Annotated in this window: 23 protein-coding genes; 14 read left to right on the top strand and 9 right to left on the bottom strand. The window is 71.8% G+C overall.

The features are described 5' to 3' along the window. Positions 1–53: 53 nt before the first annotated feature. Complete coding sequence (gene mazG / locus BUE30_RS01260) at positions 54–953, bottom strand: nucleoside triphosphate pyrophosphohydrolase (RefSeq protein ID WP_083600990.1); 900 nt, start codon at positions 951–953, stop codon at positions 54–56. Between the two features lie 64 nt (positions 954–1,017). Here mazG and BUE30_RS01255 point away from each other — a divergent pair, with 64 nt between their 5' ends. From BUE30_RS01255 to BUE30_RS01225, 7 genes are all read left to right on the top strand, one after another. Beyond that, on the top strand, positions 1,018–2,181 hold the full coding sequence (locus BUE30_RS01255; RefSeq protein ID WP_073325883.1) for a M20 aminoacylase family protein: 1,164 nt from the start codon (positions 1,018–1,020) through the stop codon (positions 2,179–2,181). Between the two features lie 94 nt (positions 2,182–2,275). Next, positions 2,276–3,217 (top strand): agmatinase, encoded by a 942-nt coding sequence (gene speB, locus BUE30_RS01250; protein WP_073325882.1) that lies wholly within the window; start codon positions 2,276–2,278, stop codon positions 3,215–3,217. Beyond that, positions 3,214–3,630, top strand: a complete 417-nt coding sequence (locus BUE30_RS01245; RefSeq protein WP_073325880.1) for a DUF1499 domain-containing protein — start codon at positions 3,214–3,216, stop codon at positions 3,628–3,630. The genes speB and BUE30_RS01245 overlap by 4 nt, the downstream gene beginning before the upstream one ends. Next, positions 3,627–4,682 carry a peptide chain release factor 1 gene (gene prfA / locus BUE30_RS01240; protein WP_073325879.1) on the top strand — a complete coding sequence of 352 codons (1,056 nt, stop codon included), beginning with the start codon at positions 3,627–3,629 and terminating at the stop codon, positions 4,680–4,682. The genes BUE30_RS01245 and prfA overlap by 4 nt, the downstream gene beginning before the upstream one ends. A gap of 64 nt (positions 4,683–4,746) precedes the next feature. After that, complete coding sequence (prmC, locus tag BUE30_RS01235) at positions 4,747–5,592, top strand: peptide chain release factor N(5)-glutamine methyltransferase (protein ID WP_073325877.1); 846 nt, start codon at positions 4,747–4,749, stop codon at positions 5,590–5,592. Positions 5,593–5,842: 250 nt separating this feature from the next. Beyond that, positions 5,843–6,505 carry a DUF4167 domain-containing protein gene (locus BUE30_RS01230; protein WP_073325876.1) on the top strand — a complete coding sequence of 221 codons (663 nt, stop codon included), beginning with the start codon at positions 5,843–5,845 and terminating at the stop codon, positions 6,503–6,505. A 188-nt stretch (positions 6,506–6,693) separates the two neighbouring features. Beyond that, positions 6,694–8,274 (top strand): trimethylamine methyltransferase family protein, encoded by a 1,581-nt coding sequence (locus tag BUE30_RS01225; RefSeq protein ID WP_073325874.1) that lies wholly within the window; start codon positions 6,694–6,696, stop codon positions 8,272–8,274. On the opposite strand, the gene BUE30_RS01220 is transcribed toward BUE30_RS01225, so the two are convergent. Then, the gene (locus tag BUE30_RS01220; protein ID WP_073325873.1) at positions 8,229–8,588 is read right to left on the bottom strand and encodes a DUF6477 family protein; all 360 of its coding nucleotides are present in this window, start codon (positions 8,586–8,588) and stop codon (positions 8,229–8,231) included. The genes BUE30_RS01225 and BUE30_RS01220 overlap by 46 nt on opposite strands. A gap of 211 nt (positions 8,589–8,799) precedes the next feature. Here BUE30_RS01220 and BUE30_RS01215 point away from each other — a divergent pair, with 211 nt between their 5' ends. The 3 genes from BUE30_RS01215 (at position 8,800) to lipA (ending at position 11,686) form a co-directional block, all read left to right on the top strand. Continuing rightward, entirely contained in the window at positions 8,800–9,834 is a 1,035-nt protein-coding gene (locus BUE30_RS01215; protein WP_244526244.1) for a DUF6456 domain-containing protein, read from the top strand. A 275-nt stretch (positions 9,835–10,109) separates the two neighbouring features. Further along, entirely contained in the window at positions 10,110–10,640 is a 531-nt protein-coding gene (locus BUE30_RS01210; protein WP_073325871.1) for a Hint domain-containing protein, read from the top strand. Positions 10,641–10,729: 89 nt separating this feature from the next. Further along, positions 10,730–11,686: a lipoyl synthase gene (gene lipA, locus BUE30_RS01205; protein ID WP_073325869.1), complete on the top strand. Its 957-nt coding sequence runs from the start codon at positions 10,730–10,732 to the stop codon at positions 11,684–11,686. 258 nt (positions 11,687–11,944) lie between these two features. Here lipA and BUE30_RS01200 read toward each other — a convergent pair whose 3' ends face one another. From BUE30_RS01200 to hpt, 4 genes are all read right to left on the bottom strand, one after another. Continuing rightward, positions 11,945–12,850, bottom strand: coding sequence for a cytochrome c (locus BUE30_RS01200; protein ID WP_073325867.1), 906 nt, complete (start codon positions 12,848–12,850; stop codon positions 11,945–11,947). Then, positions 12,850–13,308 (bottom strand): c-type cytochrome, encoded by a 459-nt coding sequence (locus BUE30_RS01195; RefSeq protein WP_073325865.1) that lies wholly within the window; start codon positions 13,306–13,308, stop codon positions 12,850–12,852. Before BUE30_RS01195 ends, BUE30_RS01200 begins: the two co-directional genes overlap by 1 nt. A 103-nt stretch (positions 13,309–13,411) precedes the next feature. Then, the gene (locus BUE30_RS01190; RefSeq protein ID WP_073325863.1) at positions 13,412–13,594 is read right to left on the bottom strand and encodes a hypothetical protein; all 183 of its coding nucleotides are present in this window, start codon (positions 13,592–13,594) and stop codon (positions 13,412–13,414) included. Positions 13,595–13,619: 25 nt separating this feature from the next. Next, positions 13,620–14,165, bottom strand: a complete 546-nt coding sequence (gene hpt, locus BUE30_RS01185) for a hypoxanthine phosphoribosyltransferase (RefSeq protein ID WP_073325861.1) — start codon at positions 14,163–14,165, stop codon at positions 13,620–13,622. Between the two features lie 165 nt (positions 14,166–14,330). Here hpt and BUE30_RS01180 point away from each other — a divergent pair, with 165 nt between their 5' ends. After that, positions 14,331–14,774, top strand: coding sequence for a type II toxin-antitoxin system RatA family toxin (locus BUE30_RS01180; RefSeq protein WP_073325860.1), 444 nt, complete (start codon positions 14,331–14,333; stop codon positions 14,772–14,774). Here the strand turns inward: BUE30_RS01180 and BUE30_RS01175 are convergent. The 3 genes from BUE30_RS01175 to BUE30_RS01165 are packed head-to-tail and all read right to left on the bottom strand — an operon-like array spanning position 14,765 to position 16,883. Continuing rightward, positions 14,765–15,238: a CinA family protein gene (locus BUE30_RS01175; protein WP_073325858.1), complete on the bottom strand. Its 474-nt coding sequence runs from the start codon at positions 15,236–15,238 to the stop codon at positions 14,765–14,767. The genes BUE30_RS01180 and BUE30_RS01175 overlap by 10 nt on opposite strands. Beyond that, a complete protein-coding gene (locus BUE30_RS01170) occupies positions 15,235–15,723 on the bottom strand; it encodes a phosphatidylglycerophosphatase A family protein (RefSeq protein WP_073325856.1) in 489 nt (162 codons plus the stop codon). The genes BUE30_RS01175 and BUE30_RS01170 overlap by 4 nt, the downstream gene beginning before the upstream one ends. Further along, complete coding sequence (locus tag BUE30_RS01165; RefSeq protein WP_073325855.1) at positions 15,720–16,883, bottom strand: bifunctional 2-C-methyl-D-erythritol 4-phosphate cytidylyltransferase/2-C-methyl-D-erythritol 2,4-cyclodiphosphate synthase; 1,164 nt, start codon at positions 16,881–16,883, stop codon at positions 15,720–15,722. Before BUE30_RS01165 ends, BUE30_RS01170 begins: the two co-directional genes overlap by 4 nt. 198 nt (positions 16,884–17,081) lie before the next feature. On the opposite strand from BUE30_RS01165, the gene dusB reads away from it, so the two are divergent. From dusB to BUE30_RS01150, 3 genes are read left to right on the top strand one after another with little or no spacing between them, the layout of a single operon-like run. After that, a complete protein-coding gene (gene dusB, locus BUE30_RS01160) occupies positions 17,082–18,083 on the top strand; it encodes a tRNA dihydrouridine synthase DusB (protein WP_280157051.1) in 1,002 nt (333 codons plus the stop codon). A gap of 11 nt (positions 18,084–18,094) precedes the next feature. After that, positions 18,095–19,195 (top strand): two-component system sensor histidine kinase NtrB, encoded by a 1,101-nt coding sequence (locus BUE30_RS01155; RefSeq protein ID WP_073325853.1) that lies wholly within the window; start codon positions 18,095–18,097, stop codon positions 19,193–19,195. Next, the gene (locus tag BUE30_RS01150; RefSeq protein WP_073325851.1) at positions 19,195–20,565 is read left to right on the top strand and encodes a sigma 54-interacting transcriptional regulator; all 1,371 of its coding nucleotides are present in this window, start codon (positions 19,195–19,197) and stop codon (positions 20,563–20,565) included. The genes BUE30_RS01155 and BUE30_RS01150 overlap by 1 nt, the downstream gene beginning before the upstream one ends. The last annotated feature ends 81 nt before the right edge of the window (positions 20,566–20,646 follow it).

Raw genomic sequence — 20,646 nt, 5'->3', positions numbered from 1 at the left:
GGGGAGCGGCGCGCCCGGCGGCGGGGAGCGGATCGCGCGGGGCGGTCCCGCGCCTAGCTCCGGGACGCCTTGTCGGCGGCGCGCGCCTCGTTCCAGATCGCGTCCATCTCGGCCAGGTCGCTGTCCTCGGGGCGCTTGCCGCGGCGGGCCAGCTCGGCCTCGATATGCGCGAAGCGGCGGGTGAACTTGGCGTTCGCGGCGCGCAGCGCGGTCTCGGGCTCCACGCCGAGATGCCGGGCGAGGTTGGCCATGACGAAGAGGAGGTCGCCCATCTCCTCCTCGATCTCGGCCGGGGTCAGGCTGTCGCGCGCCTCGGTCAGCTCGCGCGCCTCCTCCTGCAGCTTGTCCAGCACCTGCGCCGTCCGGGGCCAGTCGAAGCCGACGCGGGCGGCGCGCTTCTGCAGCTTGGCCGCGCGCATCAGGGCGGGAAGGCCGAGCGCCACGTCGTCGAGCACGCCGGCCGCGCCCTTCGCCGCGCGTTCCGCGGCCTTCACGCTCTCCCAGTCCTCGGTCTGCTGGTCCGCGCTCTTGTCCCGGCTCTGGTCGCCGAAGACATGCGGGTGCCGGGCGACCATCTTGTCCGCGATGGCCCGGGCCACGTCCGTGAGGTCGAAATGCCCCGCCTCCTCGGCCATCCGCGCATGATAGACCGCCTGGAAGAGCAGGTCGCCGAGTTCGCCCTTCAGCTCGCCCCAGGCCCCCCGCTCGATCGCGTCGGCGACCTCGTAGGCCTCCTCGATCGTGTAGGGGGCGATGGTCGCGAAATCCTGCTCGAGATCCCAGGGACAGCCGCGGTCCGGATCGCGCAGGGCCGCCATGATGAGGCGCAGCCGCTCGACCTGCGCGGCGGAATCGCCGGAGGCATCGAAGATCGCGTCGTCGAACGGCGCGTCCGGATGGTCTGGCCCCGGATGATCTTGCCCCGGATTGTCTGGCCCCGGATTGTCTGGCATCGTCCGTCCCCGTGGTGTCAGGTGAGGCGCGCGACCCTAGCCGCGCCAGTCCCGGAGTCCAGTCATGCCCGTCCTCAACCGGATCGCCGAGTTCGCGCCCGAGCTCGCAGAGTGGCGCCGTGCGCTGCACCGGCGGCCCGAGCTGCGATTCGACTGCCACGCCACCGCCGCCTTCGTGGTCGAGCGTCTGCGCGCGATGGGGGTGGACGAGATCCACGAGGGGATCGCGACGAGCGGCGTGGTGGCCCTGATCCGGGGACGGGGCGAGGGAGGCGTGATCGGGTTGCGCGCCGACATGGACGCCCTCCCCATGGACGAGAAGACGGGCGCCCCCCATGCCAGCGAGGTGCCGGGCGCGATGCATGCCTGCGGCCATGACGGGCATACCGTGATGCTGCTGGGCGCGGCACGCTACCTGGCCGAGACGCGCAACTTCGCCGGGACCGTCGCGCTGATCTTCCAGCCGGCCGAGGAGAAGGGGGGCGGCGCGGACGTGATGGTGCGCGAGGGCGTGCTGGACCGCTTCGACATCGAAGAGGTCTACGCGCTGCACAACGCGCCGGGGCGGCCGATCGGGGCCTTCGCCACCGCGCCGGGCCCCATCATGGCGGCCGAGGACGTGTTCGACATCCATGTCCGGGGGACGGGCGGGCACGCGGCGATGCCGCATCTCGCCCGCGATCCGCTGATCGCCGCGACCGCCATCGTCCAGGCCCTGCAGACCATTCCCAGCCGCAATCACCGTGCGCACGAGTCGCTCGTCCTGTCGGTGACGCAGATCCATGCCGGCAGCGCCGACAACGTGATCCCCGATACCGCCTGGATCAACGGGACCGTCCGCACCTTCGCGCCCTCCGTTCAGGCCATGGCGCGCCGCCGGATGGAGGAGATCGTCGCCGGCACCGCCGCCGCCCACGGGGTCGAGGCCGAATTGGTCTACCATGTCGAGTACCCGGCCACGATCAACGACCCCGCCCGCGCCGTCTTCGCGGCCGAGGTGGCGAGCGAGATCGGCCTCTCGGTCGAGCCGGCGATGGATCCCGAGATGGGGGCCGAGGATTTCGCCTACATGCTTCAGGCACGGCCCGGAGCCTATCTCTTCCTCGGCAACGGCGATTCGGCGGGTCTGCACGATCCGCGCTACGATTTCGACGATGCGGCCGCGCCCTACGGCGCCAGTTTCTTCGCCCGGCTGGTCGAGCGCGCCCTGCCGCGGGGGGAGGGATGATCGGAGGCCCGTGCGGGCTGGAACTCCGGCCCCGCCTCGTGGGATAGGAGGGCGGCGCTGCGGCGCCCGACCAGCAGACAGGGCCCTACCCCCCGTGACGAACCAACCCCTCGGCGGCAACGACCTCGCCCGGTTCTCGGGCCCGCAGACCTTCATGCGGCTGCCCGAGGCGACCTCGCCCGAGGGGCTGGACGCCGCGATCATCGGCGTGCCGATGGATATCGGCACCTCGTGGCGGTCGGGCGCGCGGATGGGGCCGAAGCAGATCCGCGAGCAATCGGCGATGCTGCGTCCCTTCAATCTGCAGACCGGGGCGGCGCCCTTCGACGGGCTGAACGTGGCCGATCTGGGCGACGTCGCGATCAACACCTTCTCGCTGGCCGAGACGATCCGCACCGTCTCGCGCAGCTACGACCGGATCCTGCGCCAGCCGCTGGTCCCGCTGACGCTGGGGGGCGACCATACGCTGTCGCTGCCCGTCCTGCGCTCGATCGCGCGGGTTCACGGGCCGGTCGCGCTGGTCCATGTCGATGCCCATGCCGACGTCAACGACACGATGTTCGGCGTGCGCGAATGCCACGGCACCTGGGTCCGCCGCGCGCGGGAGGAGGGGCTGCTGCGCCCGTCGAAGGTCTGGCAGATCGGCCTGCGCGGCACCGGCTACACGGCGGAGGATTTCCGCGAGGCGGCCGGCTGGGGCTTTCACATCCGGCAGGCCCAGCAACTGTGGCACCAGCCGCTCAAGGCGCTGGCGCGCGAGATCGCGGACCAGATCGGCGACGCGCCGGTCTATGTCTCGTTCGACATCGACGCGCTCGACCCCGCCTTCGCGCCCGGCACCGGCACGCCCGAGATCGCGGGCCTGACCACGCCGCAGGCGCTGGAGCTGATCCGGGGGCTGCACGGGCTGCGGATCGTCGGCGCCGACCTCGTCGAGGTGTCGCCCCCCTACGACATGGCCGGGACGACCGCGCTCACCGCGGCGAATATCGTCTACGAAATGCTCTGCGTCCTTCCGGGAGTGCCCTACAGATGAAATGGCTGGTCCTGATCGTCCTCGCGATCGCGGCGGCGCAGCTCTACGTGCGCCTCGCCCCGACCTCGCTCGAGACGTGGAACGTCGCCGGCCCCGCGAAGCCGCCGGGCGATTATTCGGGCCGCAACTGGTTCGAGGCGCGGCGCGCCGTGGCGCCCGACGTGCTCGGCCGGCTCGACGTCGTCGCCGAGGAGACCGCCCGCACCCGCCGGCTCGGCGGCGACCTGACCCGCGGGCCGGTGACCTGGGAGACGCGTTCGCTGCTCTGGGGATTTCCCGATTACACGACCGCCTGGCTCGACGAGCAGGGCAATCTCGCCGTCCTCGGACGCTCGCGCTTCGGCTACGGCGACGGGGGCGTGAACCGGCGCCGGGTGCAGGGCTGGCTGTCCCAGCTGGGGCTGACCGGATGATCGCGCCCGAGCGTCTCGACCAGATCCGCGAGCGGTTCGAGTATCTCGAGGCGCGGCTCAATGCCGGGCCCGCGGCCGACGAGATCGCCGCCCTGTCGCGCGATTATGCCGCGCTCCGGCCCGTGGCCGAGACGGTCGCGGGCTACCGCGCCCTGCTGGCCGAGATCGCCGAGGCCGAGGCGATGCGCGCCGATCCCGAGATGAAGGCCCTGGCCGAGGAGGAGCTGCCCGCCCTCCGCGCCCGTCTGGAAGAGACGGAGGCGGCGGTACGCGTGGCGCTGCTGCCCAAGGACGCGGCCGATGCCCGCCCCGCGATCCTCGAGATCCGGCCCGGGACGGGCGGCGAGGAGGCGGCGCTGTTCGCCGCGGACCTGATGCGGATGTACCAGCGCTACGCCGAGGGGCGCGGCTGGACCTTCGACGTGATCGAGGAGCAGGGGACCGAGATCGGCGGGATCAAGGAAGCGACCGTGCGGATCGAGGGCGAGAACGTCTTCGCCCGGCTCAAGTTCGAGAGCGGCGTCCACCGCGTGCAGCGCGTGCCCGAGACCGAATCGGGGGGGCGCATCCACACGTCGGCCGCGACCGTCGCCGTCCTGCCCGAGGCGGAGGCGGTGGACATCGCGATCGACCCGAACGATCTGCGGATCGACACGATGCGGTCCTCCGGCGCGGGGGGGCAGCACGTCAACACGACCGATTCGGCCGTTCGGATCACCCATGTCCCGACGGGGATCGTCGTCACCTCCAGCCAGAAGTCCCAGCACCGGAACCGCGATCTCGCGATGGAGGTGCTGCGCTCGCGGCTCTACGACATGGAGCGCAGCCGCGTGGAGGGCGACCGTGCGGCCGACCGGCGGGCCCAGGTGGGCAGCGGCGACCGCTCGGAACGGATACGGACCTACAACTTCCCGCAGGGCCGCCTGACGGACCACCGCATCAACCTGACGCTCTATTCGCTCGACAAGGTGATCGCGGGCGAGCTCGACGAGGTGATCGACGCCCTGACCGAGGAGGCGCAGGCCCGCGCGCTGGCGGAGGCGGAGGAATGACCCGCCGCGCCGCACCGGTCCGTGCCGGTGGAGATCCGGGGGCGCGCAGGCCGGGGATCGCCCGATGAGCGCCGCCGCGCTCCTGCGCGACGCGACGCACCGCCTGGCCGAGGCCGGGGTGCCCGATCCCGGGCGCGACGCGCGGCGGCTTCTGGCCCATGCGCTCGGCGTGGATCCGGGGCGGCTCACCCTGCACCTGTCGGACGTGATGAGCCCCGAGGCCGCGCGGGACTACACCGCCTATGTCGCCCGCCGCGCCCGGCGCGAGCCGGTCAGCCAGATCACCGGCAGCCGGATGTTCTACGGCCGCCGCTTCCGCGTGACCGCCGCGACGCTCGACCCCCGCCCCGAGAGCGAGACGCTGATCGAGGCGGCGCTGGCCGAGCCGTTCGAGCGGGTGCTCGACCTCGGGACCGGGACGGGCTGCCTGCTGCTGACGCTGCTGGCCGAGGCGACGGGCACGACGGGGCAGGGCGTCGACGTCTCGCCCGCCGCCCTCGCCGTCGCGCGCGCCAATGCCGAGGCGCTGGGGCTGTCCGATCGCGCCGCGATGATCGAGGGCGACTGGCTCGCCCCGGTCGACGGCGCCTTCGACCTGATCGTGTCGAACCCGCCCTACATCGCCCATCACGAGATGGCCGGCCTCGAACCCGAGGTGCGCGACTGGGAGCCGGCCCTCGCCCTCACCGACGGGGCGGACGGGCTCGGCGCCTACCGGGCGATCCTCTCCGCCGCGCCGTCCCATCTCGTGCCCGGCGGGCGCCTGCTGCTCGAGATCGGGCCGGAGCAGGGGGACGAGGTCGCGGCCATGGCGCTCGCCGCCGGGCTGGACGACGTCTCGATCGTCCCCGACATGGACGGGCGCGACCGGGTGGTGGCGGCGCGCGACGGCAGGAGCCTGCCGTTCTAGGGCGAAAGCCGGGGAAAACCCGCCGAAACCGCGCCGAACCCGGCCGGTTTGGCCTTGTAATGCGGCGGCCGGCATGTTTAGTCGGGTGCAGTCAGCGCGGCGAGGGCGGCGACCGCCCTCCACGCATGACCGGTCGTCAGATCAGTCGTGGGATCGTCCGCCTCCTCCGTTGGACCGGGGGTCGTCGGTCCCGGCCAACGAGCATCCTTCCTGACCCAGGCCGACCAGAGCGGCCCCGAGCAAGAGCCACATGAGATCTTCCAAATCCCGTTCGCGCGGCAACAAGAACCGCAACAACCGGCCCTCGGGCGGCAACGTCGTCAACCGGGTCTTCGACAGCTCCGGGCCCGAGGGCAAGGTGCGCGGCACGCCGCAGCAGATCATCGACAAGTACAACCAGCTCCACCGCGACGCCCAGCTCTCCGGCGACCGGGTCGCGGCCGAGAATTTCGCCCAGCATGCCGAGCATTACCTGCGCATGCTCGCCGAGGCCCAGCGCGAGATCGACAAGCAGCGCGAGGACCAGGAAGAGCAGAACCGCCAGCGCCAGGCCGAGCGCGACCGCGAACGCGCCGCGCGCCTGAAGGCGCAGGAAGAGGCGTCGGGCGGTGACGGCACCGAACCGCAGGGCGGCGGAGAGGATGCCGAGACCGCGTCCGGTTCGGGCGGCGGATCGGGGCGGAGCCGGCGCCGCCGGGCCGACCGGTCGGACGACGAGTCCCAGTCCGCCAACCAGGCCGATTCCTCCGACAGCGGTCTCGTCGACACGCCCGAGAACCAGGGCGGCGCGTCCGAGGGCGAGCCCGAGAAGAAGCCGCGCCGCGCCCGGCGCCCCCGCAAGGCCGCCGGCGACGGCGAGGGGCAGGTAGACGGCAGCCAGGATGGCGGCGATCCGCAGGCCGCGACCGGCTGACCGGACCACCATCGATCCCCTTGCGAAGGCCCCGCCCCGGCGGGGCCTTCTGCCGTTCCGGGGGCGCGCTTTGCCGGCCCCATGTCGCAAACCGGCGGGGCTATGGCGCAATTGCCCGCCTTGCAGTCTCCGCCTTCGGTAATGCACGGGAGAGAGGACCTGACCCCCAGGCGAGCGAGGACGCCCCGATGACCGATTCCGCGACCACCGAGAGCAGCGTCCCCGCCGGCTCCGCCGCCTCCGGTCGCCGCGCGCGCGGCGGCGGCGGCGCCGCCCGCCGGGCCGAGCGCACCTCCGTCAGCTACGAGAGCGCGCGCTTCATCGAGCGCAACGTACCCAATCTCGACGTCCTGAACGAGGAGGCGCTGAAGATCATCGAGCGCAACGCCGAGACCGTGCTCGAGGAGATCGGCGTCAACTTCGTCGAGAATCCCGCCGCGCTGGAGCTCTGGCGCGAGGCCGGCGCCGACGTGCGGGGCGAGCGGGTCCACATTCCCCGCGGTCTCGCCCGGCAGCTCTGCGCGACGGCGCCGTCCAGTTTCGTCCAGCACGCCCGCAACCCCGAGCGCAACGTCGAGATCGGCGGTCGCAACCTCGTCCTCGCGCCAGTCTACGGCCCGCCCTTCGTCCGGGACGAGGCGGGCGGCCGCCGCTACGCCACGATCGAGGATTTCCGCAACTTCGTCCGGCTCGGCTACATGTCGAAATGGCTGCACCATTCGGGCGGCACGGTCTGCGAGCCGACGGACATCGCGGTGAACAAGCGGCATCTCGACATGCTGCACGCCCACATGACCCTGTCGGACAAGCCCTTCATGGGCTCGGTTACCGAGCCCAGCCGGGCGCAGGACAGCGTCGATATGGCCGGGATCCTGTTCGGCAAGGACTTCGTGCAGGCCAACACGGTGATGACGAGCCTGATCAACATCAACTCGCCGCTCACCTTCGACGGCGTGATGATGGGCGCGCTCGAGGTCTATGCCCGCAACAACCAGGCCAGCATCGTCTCGCCCTTCATCGTCGGCGGGGCGATGGCCCCCACCACGGTGGCCGGCACGCTGACCCAGGTCCTGGCCGAGATCCTGGCCGGGGTCGCCTATTCTCAGCTCGTCCGGCAGGGCGCCCCCGTGATCGCGGGCGCCTTCGTCACCTCGATCGACATGAATTCCGGCGCGCCGACCTTCGGCACTCCCGAGGCGAGCCTCGTCACCTACGGCATGGGCCAGCTCGTGCGGCGGCTGGGGCTGCCCTACCGCTCTGCCGGGGCGTTCTGCGGCTCGAAGCTGCCCGACGCGCAGGCGGCCTACGAGACGGCGAACTCGCTGAACATGGGCCTGCTCTCGGGCGTGAATTTCATGCTCCATGCCTGCGGCTGGCTCGAAGGGGGCCTCGTCGCCTCGTTCGAGAAGTTCGTGATGGATGCCGACCAGCTCGGCATGCTGCACCAGCTGGCCCGCGGCGTCGACATGACCGAGAACGGCCAGGCGATGGACGCGATCCGCGAGGTCGGCCCGGGCGGGCACTATCTGGGCTGCGCCCATACCCAGGCCAACTTCAAGAGCGCCTTCTGGCGGACCGAGCTGCTCGACTACAAGCCGTTCGAGACCTGGGACGAGGAAGGCGCGCGCGACACGCGGCAGCTCGCCTCGGCGCGGGTCCGCAAGCTGCTCGACAGCTACCGCGAGCCGATTCTCGATCCCGCCGTGCGGCAGGCCCTGGACGCCTATGTCGCCGAGAAGAAGGCCGGGATGCCCGACGCCTTCGGCTGATCCGGCGCCGCCGGGCCGGGGCCGCGCAGCAGCGCGGCCTCGCCCATCAGCGCGGCCTCGCCCATCAGCGCGATCAGCACCTCGACATGACGGGCATAGGTATACTCCGCCGCCCGCGCGAGGCGGGCCGCTTCCAGCTCTGACTCCAGCTCGAGCAGCTGCACGATCGCGGCCCCCGGCCGCGCCGGCGTCCGGCCGTGCAGCAGGCGCGGCAGCGTCACGCCCCTGTCGTAGCGATCGAGCCCGAACCGGGCGGCGGTGACCAGCAGGCGCGGGCGCCGAAGACCGGCGATCCGAGTGGCGAGATCCAGCATGTGCGTCCCCTATGGCAATGCCCCGATTCCGCCACAATTGCACAAATGCGACCGACGTTGCGGGATCGGGCCGACAGGGCGATGCGGCAAACTCTCCGTAACCAATTGATAACGGGTGCCAAACGCTGGAGGCGGCGCGTTAACCTTGGGGTAATAGATACAACTTAAAGGATATTGGCGCGATTTTCGGGATGGGGAACGGGTGACGCGCATGATGACCAGACACGCCTTCGACGACCGCTACCGGCCCGCCATGCTGCCAGGCTGGGTTCCGGACGCGGTGCGGAACTACCTGCTGCATACCGATGCGGGCCAATCCATCCGCGCCATCGCGCGGGAGGCGGGGGTCCATCCCTCGACCATCCTGCGGCAGGTCCGCCGGATCGAGGGGCGGCGGGACGATCCGCTGGTGGACGAGGGGCTGCGCGATCTGGGCGCGCCGCCCGGAGGCCCCGACGACATCCTCTTTGCCGAGGCGCCGCGACTCGAGGCGGCCGCGCTGCCCATCCTGTCGGAACTCGACAATGGCGAGTCGATGCTCGCGCTTGCCCGCGGCTTGGATCGCGGCGTCGTCGTGCGCGACAGCGCGGGCGGAGAGCCCGAGCGGGTCGCCATCGTCGACCGGGCGCTCGCCCGGGCGATGGCCCTCGCCGAATGGATCGCCGCCTCCGATCCGGGGGCCCGGGTCCTGCGCTACCGCCTTACCGGGGCCGGGCGGTCGCTGCTGGGGGCCGCCCGGCCGGAGGCCGGCCTCGCCGAGGCGCCCGCGCCGTTCCGCCGCTCCGGCACGGGCGATCCGGAGGGCATGCTGCGGCACGCCCGGTCCGCGCTGGCCGAGAGCCCGCTCGTCTCGCTCGCGCGGCGGAGGGACAGGGACGGCCGGCCGTTCCTGTCGCGATCGCTCGTCGCGGTGGGCGAGCGGCTGCGCGAGGATTTCGAACTCGCCCGGCTGGAGGGCGATCCCGGGATCGACTGGCACGCGGCCATCGACGGCAGGGGGCCGGCCGACCGGCCCGACACCCCGTCCGGCCGCGCGGCGGACCGTCTGTGGCGCGCGCTGCGCGACCTCGGGCCCGGCCTCGCCGACGTGGCGCTGCGCTGCTGCTGCGAGCTCGAGGGGCTGGAGACTCTGGAACGCTCGCTCGGCTGGTCCTCCCGCTCGGCCAAGGTCGTGCTGCGGATCGCCCTGCAGCGGCTCAAGGCGCATTATGACGCCCAGGGGGCCTACGGCCCGGTCATCGGTTGAGCGGGCTTCCCCGCCGTGGCCCGAATCGGGTCGATCGGCGCCGCCTCGATCCTTCGCCCGGTAATAGGCCGGATAGGTTGACGATTTCTTGCCGGCGCAGCGCGGCGCGAACGATGGGGCGCGGCCGGCCCGCACAGGCGCGGGGGGTGGGACGATGCCACGCGATCACCCCGATCATGTCGGAAATCCGGCGCGATCGGTGCGCCAGCATGGAGACATCGCGTCAACACCGGGGCAGCGCCGTGACGGGGCCCCGACAGCTCAGGAGAGATCCCATGTTCCAGCCCGATCCCCGCCTCTTCGATGCCGCCGGTTGTGCCCTCGACCTCGCGCCCTGCGCGCTCGACCCCGCGCTGCGGGTCGAGACGGAGGACGGCTGGCGGCCCCTCGGCGCGCTGCGGCCCGGCGAGCGCCTGCACACCGTCGATGGCGGCCTCGCGCCGCTGCTGGACCTGCGCGCGATCCCCGGCCCGCAGGACGCGATCCGCGTGCCCGCGGGCGTGCTCGGCGCGGATGCCGAGACGCTGCTCTCGCCGGGCCAGGCGGTCCTCGTCGGCACCGGGGCGGCGATGGAATGGCTGAACGTGCCCGTCGCGCTCGCCCGGGCAGAGCATCTGGTCGGTCATCGCGGCATCGCCCTCCGCCGCGCGCGGACCACCGCGCTGGTCCGGCCCGTCTTCGCCGAGGAGGAATGCCTCTGGGCGGCGGGGGGGCTGCGGCTCTACGCGCCCGGGCGCGCGACGCTGCTCGGCCCCGACTTCTATCCCCTGCTCGACCGGGCCGAGGTCGCGGACATCCTGGGGTGAGCCATGCGGGAAGGGCAGGGCCGCCGCCCGGTTGGCAGCGGCCCGGGCGAGGTATAGATCAGGGGCGACCCCCCAGAAGAGGGACCGCGATGCCCCGCGACCTGAAGATCCCCGACCAGCGCCATCCCGAGAAGGCGCATCGCGCCGACAGCGCGGCGCAGCCCAAGAAGCCCGACTGGATCCGCGTGAAGGCGCCGACCTCGAAGGGCTACAAGGACACGCGCGAGATCATCCGCGAACACGGGCTCGTCACCGTCTGCGAGGAGGCGGGCTGCCCGAACGTGGGCGAATGCTGGAGCCAGGGCCACGCGACCATGATGATCATGGGCGACATCTGCACGCGGGGCTGCACCTTCTGCAACGTCGCCACCGGCCGTCCCGACGCGCTCGACGTGTTCGAGCCGGGGCGGGTCGCGGACGCGGTCAAGAAGCTGGGCCTCAACCACGTCGTCATCACCTCGGTCGACCGCGACGACGTGGACGATGGCGGGGCGGAGCATTTCGCCCAGACCATCCGCGCGATCCGCCGCCAGGCCCCCGGCACGACGATCGAGATCCTGACGCCGGATTTCCTGCGCTGCGGCCCCGAGGCGCTGGAGGTGGTCGTCGCCGCCAAGCCGGACGTCTTCAACCACAACCTCGAGACGGTGCCCGGGCTCTATCCCTCTGTCCGGCCCGGGGCGCGCTACTTCCATTCGCTGCGCCTGCTGCAGCGGGTGAAGGAGCTGGACCCTTCGATGTTCACCAAGTCCGGCATCATGGTCGGCCTCGGCGAGGAGGCGGCGCAGGTCCGGCAGGTGATGGACGACATGCGCTCGGCCGATGTGGATTTCCTGACCATCGGCCAGTACCTGCAGCCGACGCCCAAGCATCACGCGGTGGAACGGTTCGTGACGCCCGAGGAATTCGCCGGCTACGAGAAGGCGGCGCTCGGCAAGGGGTTCCTCATGGTCTCCGCCACGCCGCTGACGCGGTCCTCGTATCATGCGGGCGACGATTTCGCGCGGCTGCGCGCGGCGCGGCTGGCGAAACTCGCGCGCGCTTAACCCCGTCTTCAGGCGCGCGATGCCAACCTGTCCCCGTTCGAGAGGAAGGGGACGCAAGATGATGCGATGGCTGCTGGGTCTGACACCCGCAATCCTGTGCGCGGGCGCCACCCTCGCGGCGCCGGACCCGTCGGTCGGGGACGCGTTGCCCGCATCCGGGCTGTGCTGGGCGCTGCTGGGCGCGATCGTCGGGGCATTCTGGATGACCCGGCCCGACCTGCCGCGCCCGCCCGGGCGCCGGGCCCCGCCGACGCGCGACTACTCGCCCGCCGTCACCGCGGTTTCGACATCCGGCAGCGCGACGAGGTAGGCCGCGATCGCCGCGCGATCCTCGTCCGGCAGGCGCGCGGTATTGGCGATGACCTCGGCCATCTCGCCGCCGACGGAGTCGAAGTCCGGGGTCAGCCCGCTCTGCAGGAAGGCGGCGATGTCCCCCTCGGACCAGCCGAGCTGGCCGGGCGTGAGGCCGGGGATCCGTCCCTCTCCCGCCGGGTTCGGCCCGCCCGCCATCCAGCGCGACAGGTCCGGCCCGCCCAGCGCGGTGCGCGGGGTGTGGCATTCGCCGCAGTGGCCGAGCGCCTCAACGAGATGGCGCCCGTCCTCCGCCGCACCGGTCAGGCCGCCGACGACCGGATCGGGATCGAGGTAGAGCCGCTTCCACAGCCCCAGCCCGCGCCGGATGTTGAACGGAAAGCCGACCTCGTTGGCTTCCGACGGCGTCGCATCGGCGGGCAGGGTCCGCAGGAAGGCGACGAGGTCGACGATCTCGGCCGGCCGCGCCCGGATGTAGGACGCATAGGGAAAGGCGGGGTAGAGATGCGCCCCGTCCCGCCCGATGCCCCGCTGGATCGCGTTGGCGAGGCCCAGATCGCTCCACGCGCCGATCCCGTGCGTCTCGTCGGTCGAGATGTTGGGCGCGACGAAGGTGCCGAAGGGCGTGTCGAACCTCTGCCCGCCCGCCAGGACCGGGGAATCGCCCGGCTCGGCCTCCGGCGCGGTGTGGCAGCCGGCGCAGCCGGCCGCCCAGAAGATGCGTTCGCCCCGCGCCGGGTCCCCGTCCAGCCCCTCGTAGAGCGCGGCCGAGGCGGGGCGCGGCGCGCTGATCCACCAGAAGGCCGCGACGCCCAGAAGCCCGGCAAGGACCAACGCGAGGAGAGCGCGCATCAATCGTCCGCGGCGCGGTAGGTTTCGTGGCAGGACCCGCAGGCGCCGCCGAGCGCGCCCATCTGGGCCTGAACAGCCTCGACGCCGTCGCCCGCGACCTCTGCCATCGCGACGGCGGCCTCGTGCAGCGCGTCCGACTTGGCCATGAAGTCGTCCATGTTCTCCCAGATGGCGGGCAGGGCGCGGGTGTCGTCGATCTCCTCGCTGGAGGAGCCCTCGACCCAGTAGAACCGCTCGTCCAGATCCGAAAGACTGGCGAGGTTGTCCGCCGCGGCCTGCGCCGCCTCTGCATCGTAGTCCATGTTGCCGCGCGCCATGCCGCCCAGCACGCCGAGATTGGTCTGGTAGAGATGCATGTGGGATTCGCGGGCCTCGGCCGCGGCCTCCAGCGGGTCGCTCTGGGCGGCGGCGATGGTGGCGAGGCCGGCAAGGCCGAGGGCGACGAAAGCGGTGCGCATGGAAGTCTCTCCGGAATTGGGGCCGTCAGGCCATCGCGGCAAGACTAGCCCGGCGCCGCCGCATTCCCAGCCCCCGCATTTGCGCACAGCGACTCTCTCGAAATCAGCGGATGACGCGGCCCGGCAGGCGCTCGGACTGCATCCAGTCCGGAAGGAGCCCCCATCGCTCCGCTCCCCAGAGCGCGGCGCAGGCCGCGACGACGGCGAGCACCAGCAGCACCCGCGAGAGCGGCGGCGGGTGGCGCGCCCAGCGCGAGGCGCGCAGCAGCCAGTGGAACCCCATCATTCGAGCGCCCCCACGCGGGGCCCCGTCAATCCGACGTGAACCGCACCTTGCCGATATAGGGCAGGTTGCGGTCGCGCTGCGCGTAGTCGATCCCGTAGCCCACGACGAACTCGTCGGGGATCTCGAAGCCCGTCCAGTCCGCGCGCACGTCCACCTCGCGCCGTGTCGGCTTGTCGAGAAGGGCGATGGTCTTGAGCCGGCGGGGCGCGCGGTTCCGCAGCAGCCGTTCGACATGCGAGAGGGTGAAGCCGGTATCGACGATGTCCTCGACGACCAGCACGTCGCGGTTCTCGATCCCCGAGCGCAGGTCCTTGAGGATCCGCACCTCGCGCGAGCTCTCCATCCCGTCGCCGTAGGAGCTGGCCTCGATGAAATCGACCTCGACCGGCAGGTCGAGCTCGCGGACCAGATCGGCGATGAAGACGAAGCTTCCCCGCAGCAGGCCGACAACGACGAGCTGCTCGGATCCGTCGAACTCGGCGCGGATCTCCTTGGCCAGCGCCTCGATCCGGGCCGCGATCGACTTGGCGGAGATCATCTCGTCGATGACGTAGGGCGTCGTGTCGGGCATCGGGATCCTCGGCTGGCTGCGGCCCCGTTTCTGCGCCGGGCGGCCGGGGTTTGACAAGCGGTCCGACCCCCCCCCCGGGCAACGGGTCGCGGAAGGGGCGCCTTGAATCCCGGCGCGGCGCGGTCATCTTCGGACGAGAGACCGACCGCACGACAGACGAGCGACATGCCGACCCATTCCGAGACCCGCGTCCTGCCCTACACGGCGGACCAGATGTACGATCTCGTCGCCGACGTGCCGAGCTACCCGCGCTTCCTGCCCTGGACCGCCGCGGCCCGGATCCGGTCGCGCGAAGAGAAGGCCGACCACGAGGAGATGCTGGCCGACCTCGTCATCTCCTTTAAGGTGTTCCGCGAGAGCTTCGGGTCCAAGGTCCTTCTCTATCCTCAAGAAAAGCGGATCGACACGTCCTATATCGACGGCCCATTCCGCTACATGGACAGCCGTTGGCAGTTCCGCGACGTCGAGGGTGGCTGCGAGGTCCAGTTCCATGTCGATTTCGAGTTCAAGAGCCGCCTTCTACAGGGCGCGGCCAACATGTTCTTCATGGAGGCGATGAGCCGCATCGTCCGCGCCTTCGAACGGCGGGCGGCCGAGCTCTACGGCTGAGACAGCGCGCCGAGAAGCAGCCGCAGGGCGTGGTCCCGCGCCGCGGCACGCACCTCGGACCGGCCGATCGCGCCGAATTCCACGGTTTCCGTGCGCGTCCCGCCGGCCGTGGCGAGGCCGAAGCAGACGCGCCCCTCCGGCTTGTGCTCGGACCCGCCCGGCCCGGCGATGCCCGTCGTGGACACGGCGAGCGTCGCCCCCGCAGCCCGGCGGGCGCCTTCGGCCATCGCCCGCGCCACCTCCTCCGACACCGCGCCGTGGGCGGCGATCATCGCCTCCGGCACGCCCAGATGCGTGGTCTTGGCGGCATTGGAATAGGTGACGAAGCCCCGGTCGAACGCGGCCGAGGATCCCGCGATGTCGGTCAGCGCCGCCGCGACCAGGCCGCCCGTGCAACTCTCGGCGCAGGCAAGCGTCGCGCCTTGATCCGAAGCGAGAGCAATGACTTCCGCGGCGAGGTTCATGTCATCAGGACCCCGTGGGCGAGGGCGGCCAGCAGGACGACCCCGAGCGCCGCGAAGGCGCCTGCGATGAGGTCGTCGCCCATCACGCCCCAGCCGTCGCCGCGCCGGTCGGCCCATCCGACGGGCCCCGGCTTCCAGATGTCGAAGAGGCGGAACAGCGCGAAGGCCGCGATCCAGCCGGGCCAGAGCGCCAGGAGCGGTGCGCCGACATGCCAGGCGCCGAAGCCGACGGGCATCAGCGCGATCCACATCCCCGCCACCTCGTCGATCACGACATGGGACGGATCCTCCGCGCCGCTGGCCGCTACCTCGGCCCGGATCGCGGGCAGGCCGATCGCGACGACACCCAGCGTCGCGGCGACCAGCAGGACCGGTCCGCCGAGCCAGAGGATCGGCCAGGCAACGACCATCGCCGCAAGCGATCCCCAGGTGCCGGGGCCGGGCCGGAGGAGCCCCGCGCCGAAGAAGGTGGCGAGCGCCCTCACGGCCGCACCAGCGTGGCTGTGGCGAGCGCCGCGATCCCTTCCTCGCGGCCGGTGAAGCCCAGCCGCTCCGACGTGGTGGCCTTGACGCTCACCCGGTCCGGGTCCAGCCCCATGATCCCTGCCATGGTCGCCCTCATGTCATCGGCATGCGGGCCGATCTTGGGATGTTCGCAGACCAGCGTGACGTCGACATTCCCGATCCGCCAGCCGGCCGACCGCGCCAGGTCGCAGGCATGGCGCAGGAAGACATGGCTCTCCGCGCCCTTCCATCGCGGATCGCTGGGCGGAAAGTGCCGTCCGATATCCCCCGCGGCCAGGGCGCCGTAGAGCGCATCTGTCGCCGCATGCATCCCGACATCGGCATCGGAATGGCCCTGCAGGCCGCGCCCATGCGGCACCTTCACCCCGCAGAGCCAGACATGGTCGCCGGGGCCGAAGCGGTGCACGTCGTAGCCATTGCCGAGCCTTACATCCATGTCGCCTGACATCCCGTTGTTTCGACTTAGATTCTCTGCCGCGCGCGAGAGGTCGGCGGCGGTCGTGATCTTGAAGTTCGCGGCGTCGCCCGGTGTGACGGCGACCCGCAGGCCTGCAACACGGGCGATCTCGACATCGTCGGCCGCCTCTCCCTCCCAGGCGAGATGCGCCGCGAGGATCGCGGCAAGGTGGAAGCCCTGCGGCGTCTGCGCCCGCACCAGGCCGTCGCGGGGATGGCTTCCGGCGACCGCGCCGTCCGCGGCCTTCCAGAGCGCGTCGACCACCGGCAGCCCCGGCGCGGCGGCGGGGCCGTCCTCCAGCGCCGCGAGGACGCCGTCGATCACGGCTCGCGACACGAGGGGCCGCGCCGCGTCGTGGATCAGCACCCGCTCCGCCCGTCCCTCCAGCGCGCGCAGCCCGGCGAGCACCGAGTCGCGGCGCGTCGGCCCGCCGGCGACGATCTCGACGGCACCGGGATCTGCACCGAGAATGGCGCCGAGAGCGGCGTGGGCCGCGTCTGCATCCGCGACGACGACGACGAGGTCGATGCCCGGGTGCCCCGCGAAGGCCCGCAGGGCATGCGCCGCCACGGGCTGTCCGCCGAGGTCGCGCCATTGCTTCGGCACGCCGCCCCCGGCGCGGAGGCCGCGACCGGCGGCGACGATCAGCGCGGCTGTTCTCATCTGGCGGGACTTCCGGTAGCGGCCTCTCGCGCGTTACCTAGACCTGCGCGGCATCCGCTGCAAATCGCCGCCGGGCGGGACGAATCCCGCCCAAAATCTAGGCACCGCACGAAGACGAGGTGTCGCGGCACTGCCGCCATGTTGTGCCACACCCGGCGCTCGCTTACCTGACCAGAGAAACGCCCAAGGCCTGTGCACTTGACCACTTATTCCGCAGCATTCCGTCCGGACCTGCCGGCCCCCTTCGCCGGACGCGTGCCGGTCGCGCTCGCCCCGATGGCGGGAATCACCGACCTGCCGTTCCGCAACCTCGTCGCCGGATTCGGGGCGGGCTGGGTCGTGTCCGAGATGGTCGCGAGCCAGGAGCTGGTGCAGGGCCATCTCGGCATCCGCGCGAAGGCCGAGCTGGGCTTCGGCGCGGGCGGGACGGCCGTGCAGATCGCCGGCCGCGAGGCGCACTGGATGGCCGAGGCGGCCCGCATCGCCGAGGGGCAGGGCGCCGAGGTGATCGACGTCAACATGGGCTGCCCGGCCAAGAAGGTGACGAACGGCTGGTCCGGCTCGGCCCTGATGCGCGACCTCGACCATGCCGAGGGGCTGATCGCCGCCGTGACCGGCGCCGTGTCGGTGCCGGTCACGCTGAAGACCCGGCTGGGCTGGGACGACGGGCAGCGCAACGCCGCCGAGCTGGCCCGCCGGGCCGAGGGGGCGGGGGTCGCGATGGTCACGATCCACGGCCGGACCCGTTGCCAGTTCTACAAGGGGTCAGCCGACTGGGCCGCGATCCGCGACGTGGTCGAGGCGGTCCGCATTCCGGTCATCGCCAACGGCGACATCATCGACGCCGCGACCGCGCGCACCGCGCTGGCCCGGTCGGGGGCGGCCGGAATCATGGTCGGGCGCGGGGCGCAGGGGGCGCCGTGGCGGCTGGCCGAAATCGGCGCCGCGTTGAGCGGCGGGCGCCCGCCCGCGATCCCGCGCGGCGGCGATCTCGCCCGGCTGGTCGGGGACCATCACGAGGCGATCCTGTCCTTCTACGGGCGCGCGCTCGGCGTCCGCGTCGCGCGCAAGCACCTGGGCTGGTACATGGACGCGGCCGGCACGCCGGGCGAGCTGCGGCGCCGCGTGCTGACCGGCGGGGCGGAAGAGGTGCAGGCGCTGCTGCCCGACGCGCTCGCCGCGCAGGAGCGTGCCGCGTGAGTCCCGCCGCGATGCCCGGCGGGATCCCGGACCAGGCGCTGTGGAACGCGCTTCCGGTCCCGGCGCTGCTCATCGCCGAGGGCGAGGTGATCGCCGACCTCAACCCGGCGGCGGAACTCTTCCTGAACCTGTCCTCCCGCGCGGTGGTCGGGCACCCGCTGTGGGAGCGGGTCACGATCGGCGGCCCCCTGCAGGAGCCGCTGATGCGCGCCCGGGCGAGGGGCACCTCGCTGATCGTGAACGACATCGACATCGGTTCGGTCGAGCGGGCGCCCGTGCAGTGCAACATCCAGGTCGCGCCGCTGCAGGGCACCGACACGATGCTGATGATGATCTCGCCCCGCGACGTGGCCAGCCGGATGAGCCAGAACGCGGTCACGCTGAAGGCCGCGCGCTCGGCCATCGGCATGTCCGAGATGCTGGCCCACGAGATCAAGAACCCGCTGGCCGGGATCACCGGGGCGGCGCAGCTGCTGAGCATGAACCTCGAGGGGGGCGACCGCGAGCTGACCGACCTCATCGTCGACGAATGCCGGCGCATCGTGAAGCTGCTCGAGCAGGTGGAGGAGTTCGGCAACCTCTCGCCGCCGGTGCTGCGGCCGGTGAACCTGCACGACGTGCTCGACCGGGCGCGGGCCTCGGCCTCGGTCGGGTTCGCGCGGCACATGATGATCGTCGAGGATTACGACCCCTCGCTGCCCCAGACGCTCGCCGATGCGGACCAGCTGACGCAGGTCTTCCTCAACCTCGTCAAGAACGCGGCCGAGGCCGGCGCGAAGGGCGGGTCGATCCGGCTGCGGACCTTCTACGACAGCTCGCTCCAGGTGGTGCGCGCGGACGGCACGCGCGCCCAGCTGCCGCTGCAGGTCGAGGTGATCGACAACGGCCCCGGCCTGCCGCCCGACATCGCGGGGGACGTGTTCGAGCCCTTCGTCTCGGGCCGCGAGAACGGCACCGGGCTCGGCCTCGCGCTGGTGGCCAAGCTGATCGGCGGCATGGGCGGCTGGATCGGCGTCGACAGCGCGCCGGGCCGCACCGTCTTCCGGATTTCCCTGCCGCGCGCGCCGAAAGAGGCGCCCGGCGAGGGCGACATGACAACAGGAGAGACCTGATGGACGGCACGATCCTCGTCGCCGACGACGACCGCACGATCCGCACCGTTCTGACGCAGGCGCTGACGCGCGCCGGCTGCAAGGTGCATGCCACGTCCAGCCTGGTGACGCTGATGCGCTGGGTGGACGAGGGGAAGGGCGACCTCGTGATCTCGGACGTGGTCATGCCCGACGGCAACGGACTGGACCAGCTGCCCAAGATCGCCGAGGCGCGGCCGGGCCTGCCGGTCATCGTCATCAGCGCGCAGAACACGATCATGACGGCGATCCAGGCGGCCGAGAAGGAGGCCTACGACTACCTGCCCAAGCCCTTCGACCTGCCCGACCTGATGAAGCGGGCGGCCCGCGCGCTGGAGGTGAAGCGCCGCCCGGTCCAGCCGGGCGCCAAGCCCGAGCCGGCGGCCGAGGCGGGCGATCTGCCGCTGGTCGGGCGCACCCCGGCGATGCAGCAGCTCTACCGGCTGGTCGCGCGCGTGATGAACACGCCGCTGCCCGTGCTGATCACCGGCGAGAGCGGGACCGGCAAGTCGCTGATCGCGCGCGCGATCCACGATTTCTCGGACCGGCGGGCGATGCCTTTCGTCACCGTCTCGGCCGCGGACCTCGCCGGGGCGGACGGCCCGTCCGGCGTCGTCGGGCGGGCGCGGGGCGGGTCGATCCTGTTCGACGAGGTGGGCGATCTGGGCGCCGAGGCGCAGGCCCGCGTGGTGCGGATGCTCGACGCGCTCGGCGACGGTGGGCCGCGCGTCATGGCCACCTCGCAGGGCGACCTGAACGCCCTGATCGAGGAGGGCAGCTTCCGGCAGGACCTGTTCTACCGCCTGTCGGGCGTCACCCTGTCGGTTCCGTCGCTGCGCGAACGGGTGGACGACATCCCGCTGCTGGCGGACCATTTCCTCGCCCGGGCCGAGCGCGACGGCTTTCCGCTGCGCCGCTTCTCGCGGCCCGCGCTCGACCTCGTGCGGGCCTATTCCTGGCCCGGCAACGTGCGCCAGCTGGAGCATACGGTCCGCCGTCTCGTCGCGACGGCCCCGGAGGAGGAGATCACCCGGCCCGAGATCGAGGCCGTGCTCGGCTCGCAGCCCGCGATGGAGCCGCTGAAGGGCGGCCAGCCGGGCGAGAAGCTCTCGGCCTCTGTCGCCAAGCACCTCAAACGGTATTTCGACCTGCATGGCGGCGCGCTGCCGCCGCCCGGCCTCTACCAGCGAATCCTGAAGGAGATCGAGATGCCTCTGATCGAGATCGCGCTCGACGCGACGGGGGGCAACCAGGCCAAATGCGCGGACCTGCTGGGCATCAACCGCAATACGCTCAGAAAAAAGATCACCGACCTCGATATTCAGGTGACACGCCGCCGCAAGTTGATGTAAAACCGCAACAGAGCCGTGGCGCGGGGGGCATAGTCCGCCCGCACCGACAAGAAACGGCCGCCGGGGCAACCCGGCACGAAG

It is taken from the genome of Wenxinia saemankumensis (assembly GCF_900141735.1).
Lineage (GTDB): Bacteria > Pseudomonadota > Alphaproteobacteria > Rhodobacterales > Rhodobacteraceae > Wenxinia > Wenxinia saemankumensis.
Note: the sequence above shows the minus strand (reverse complement) of the source record. Positions and strands in the feature narration are given on the sequence as shown.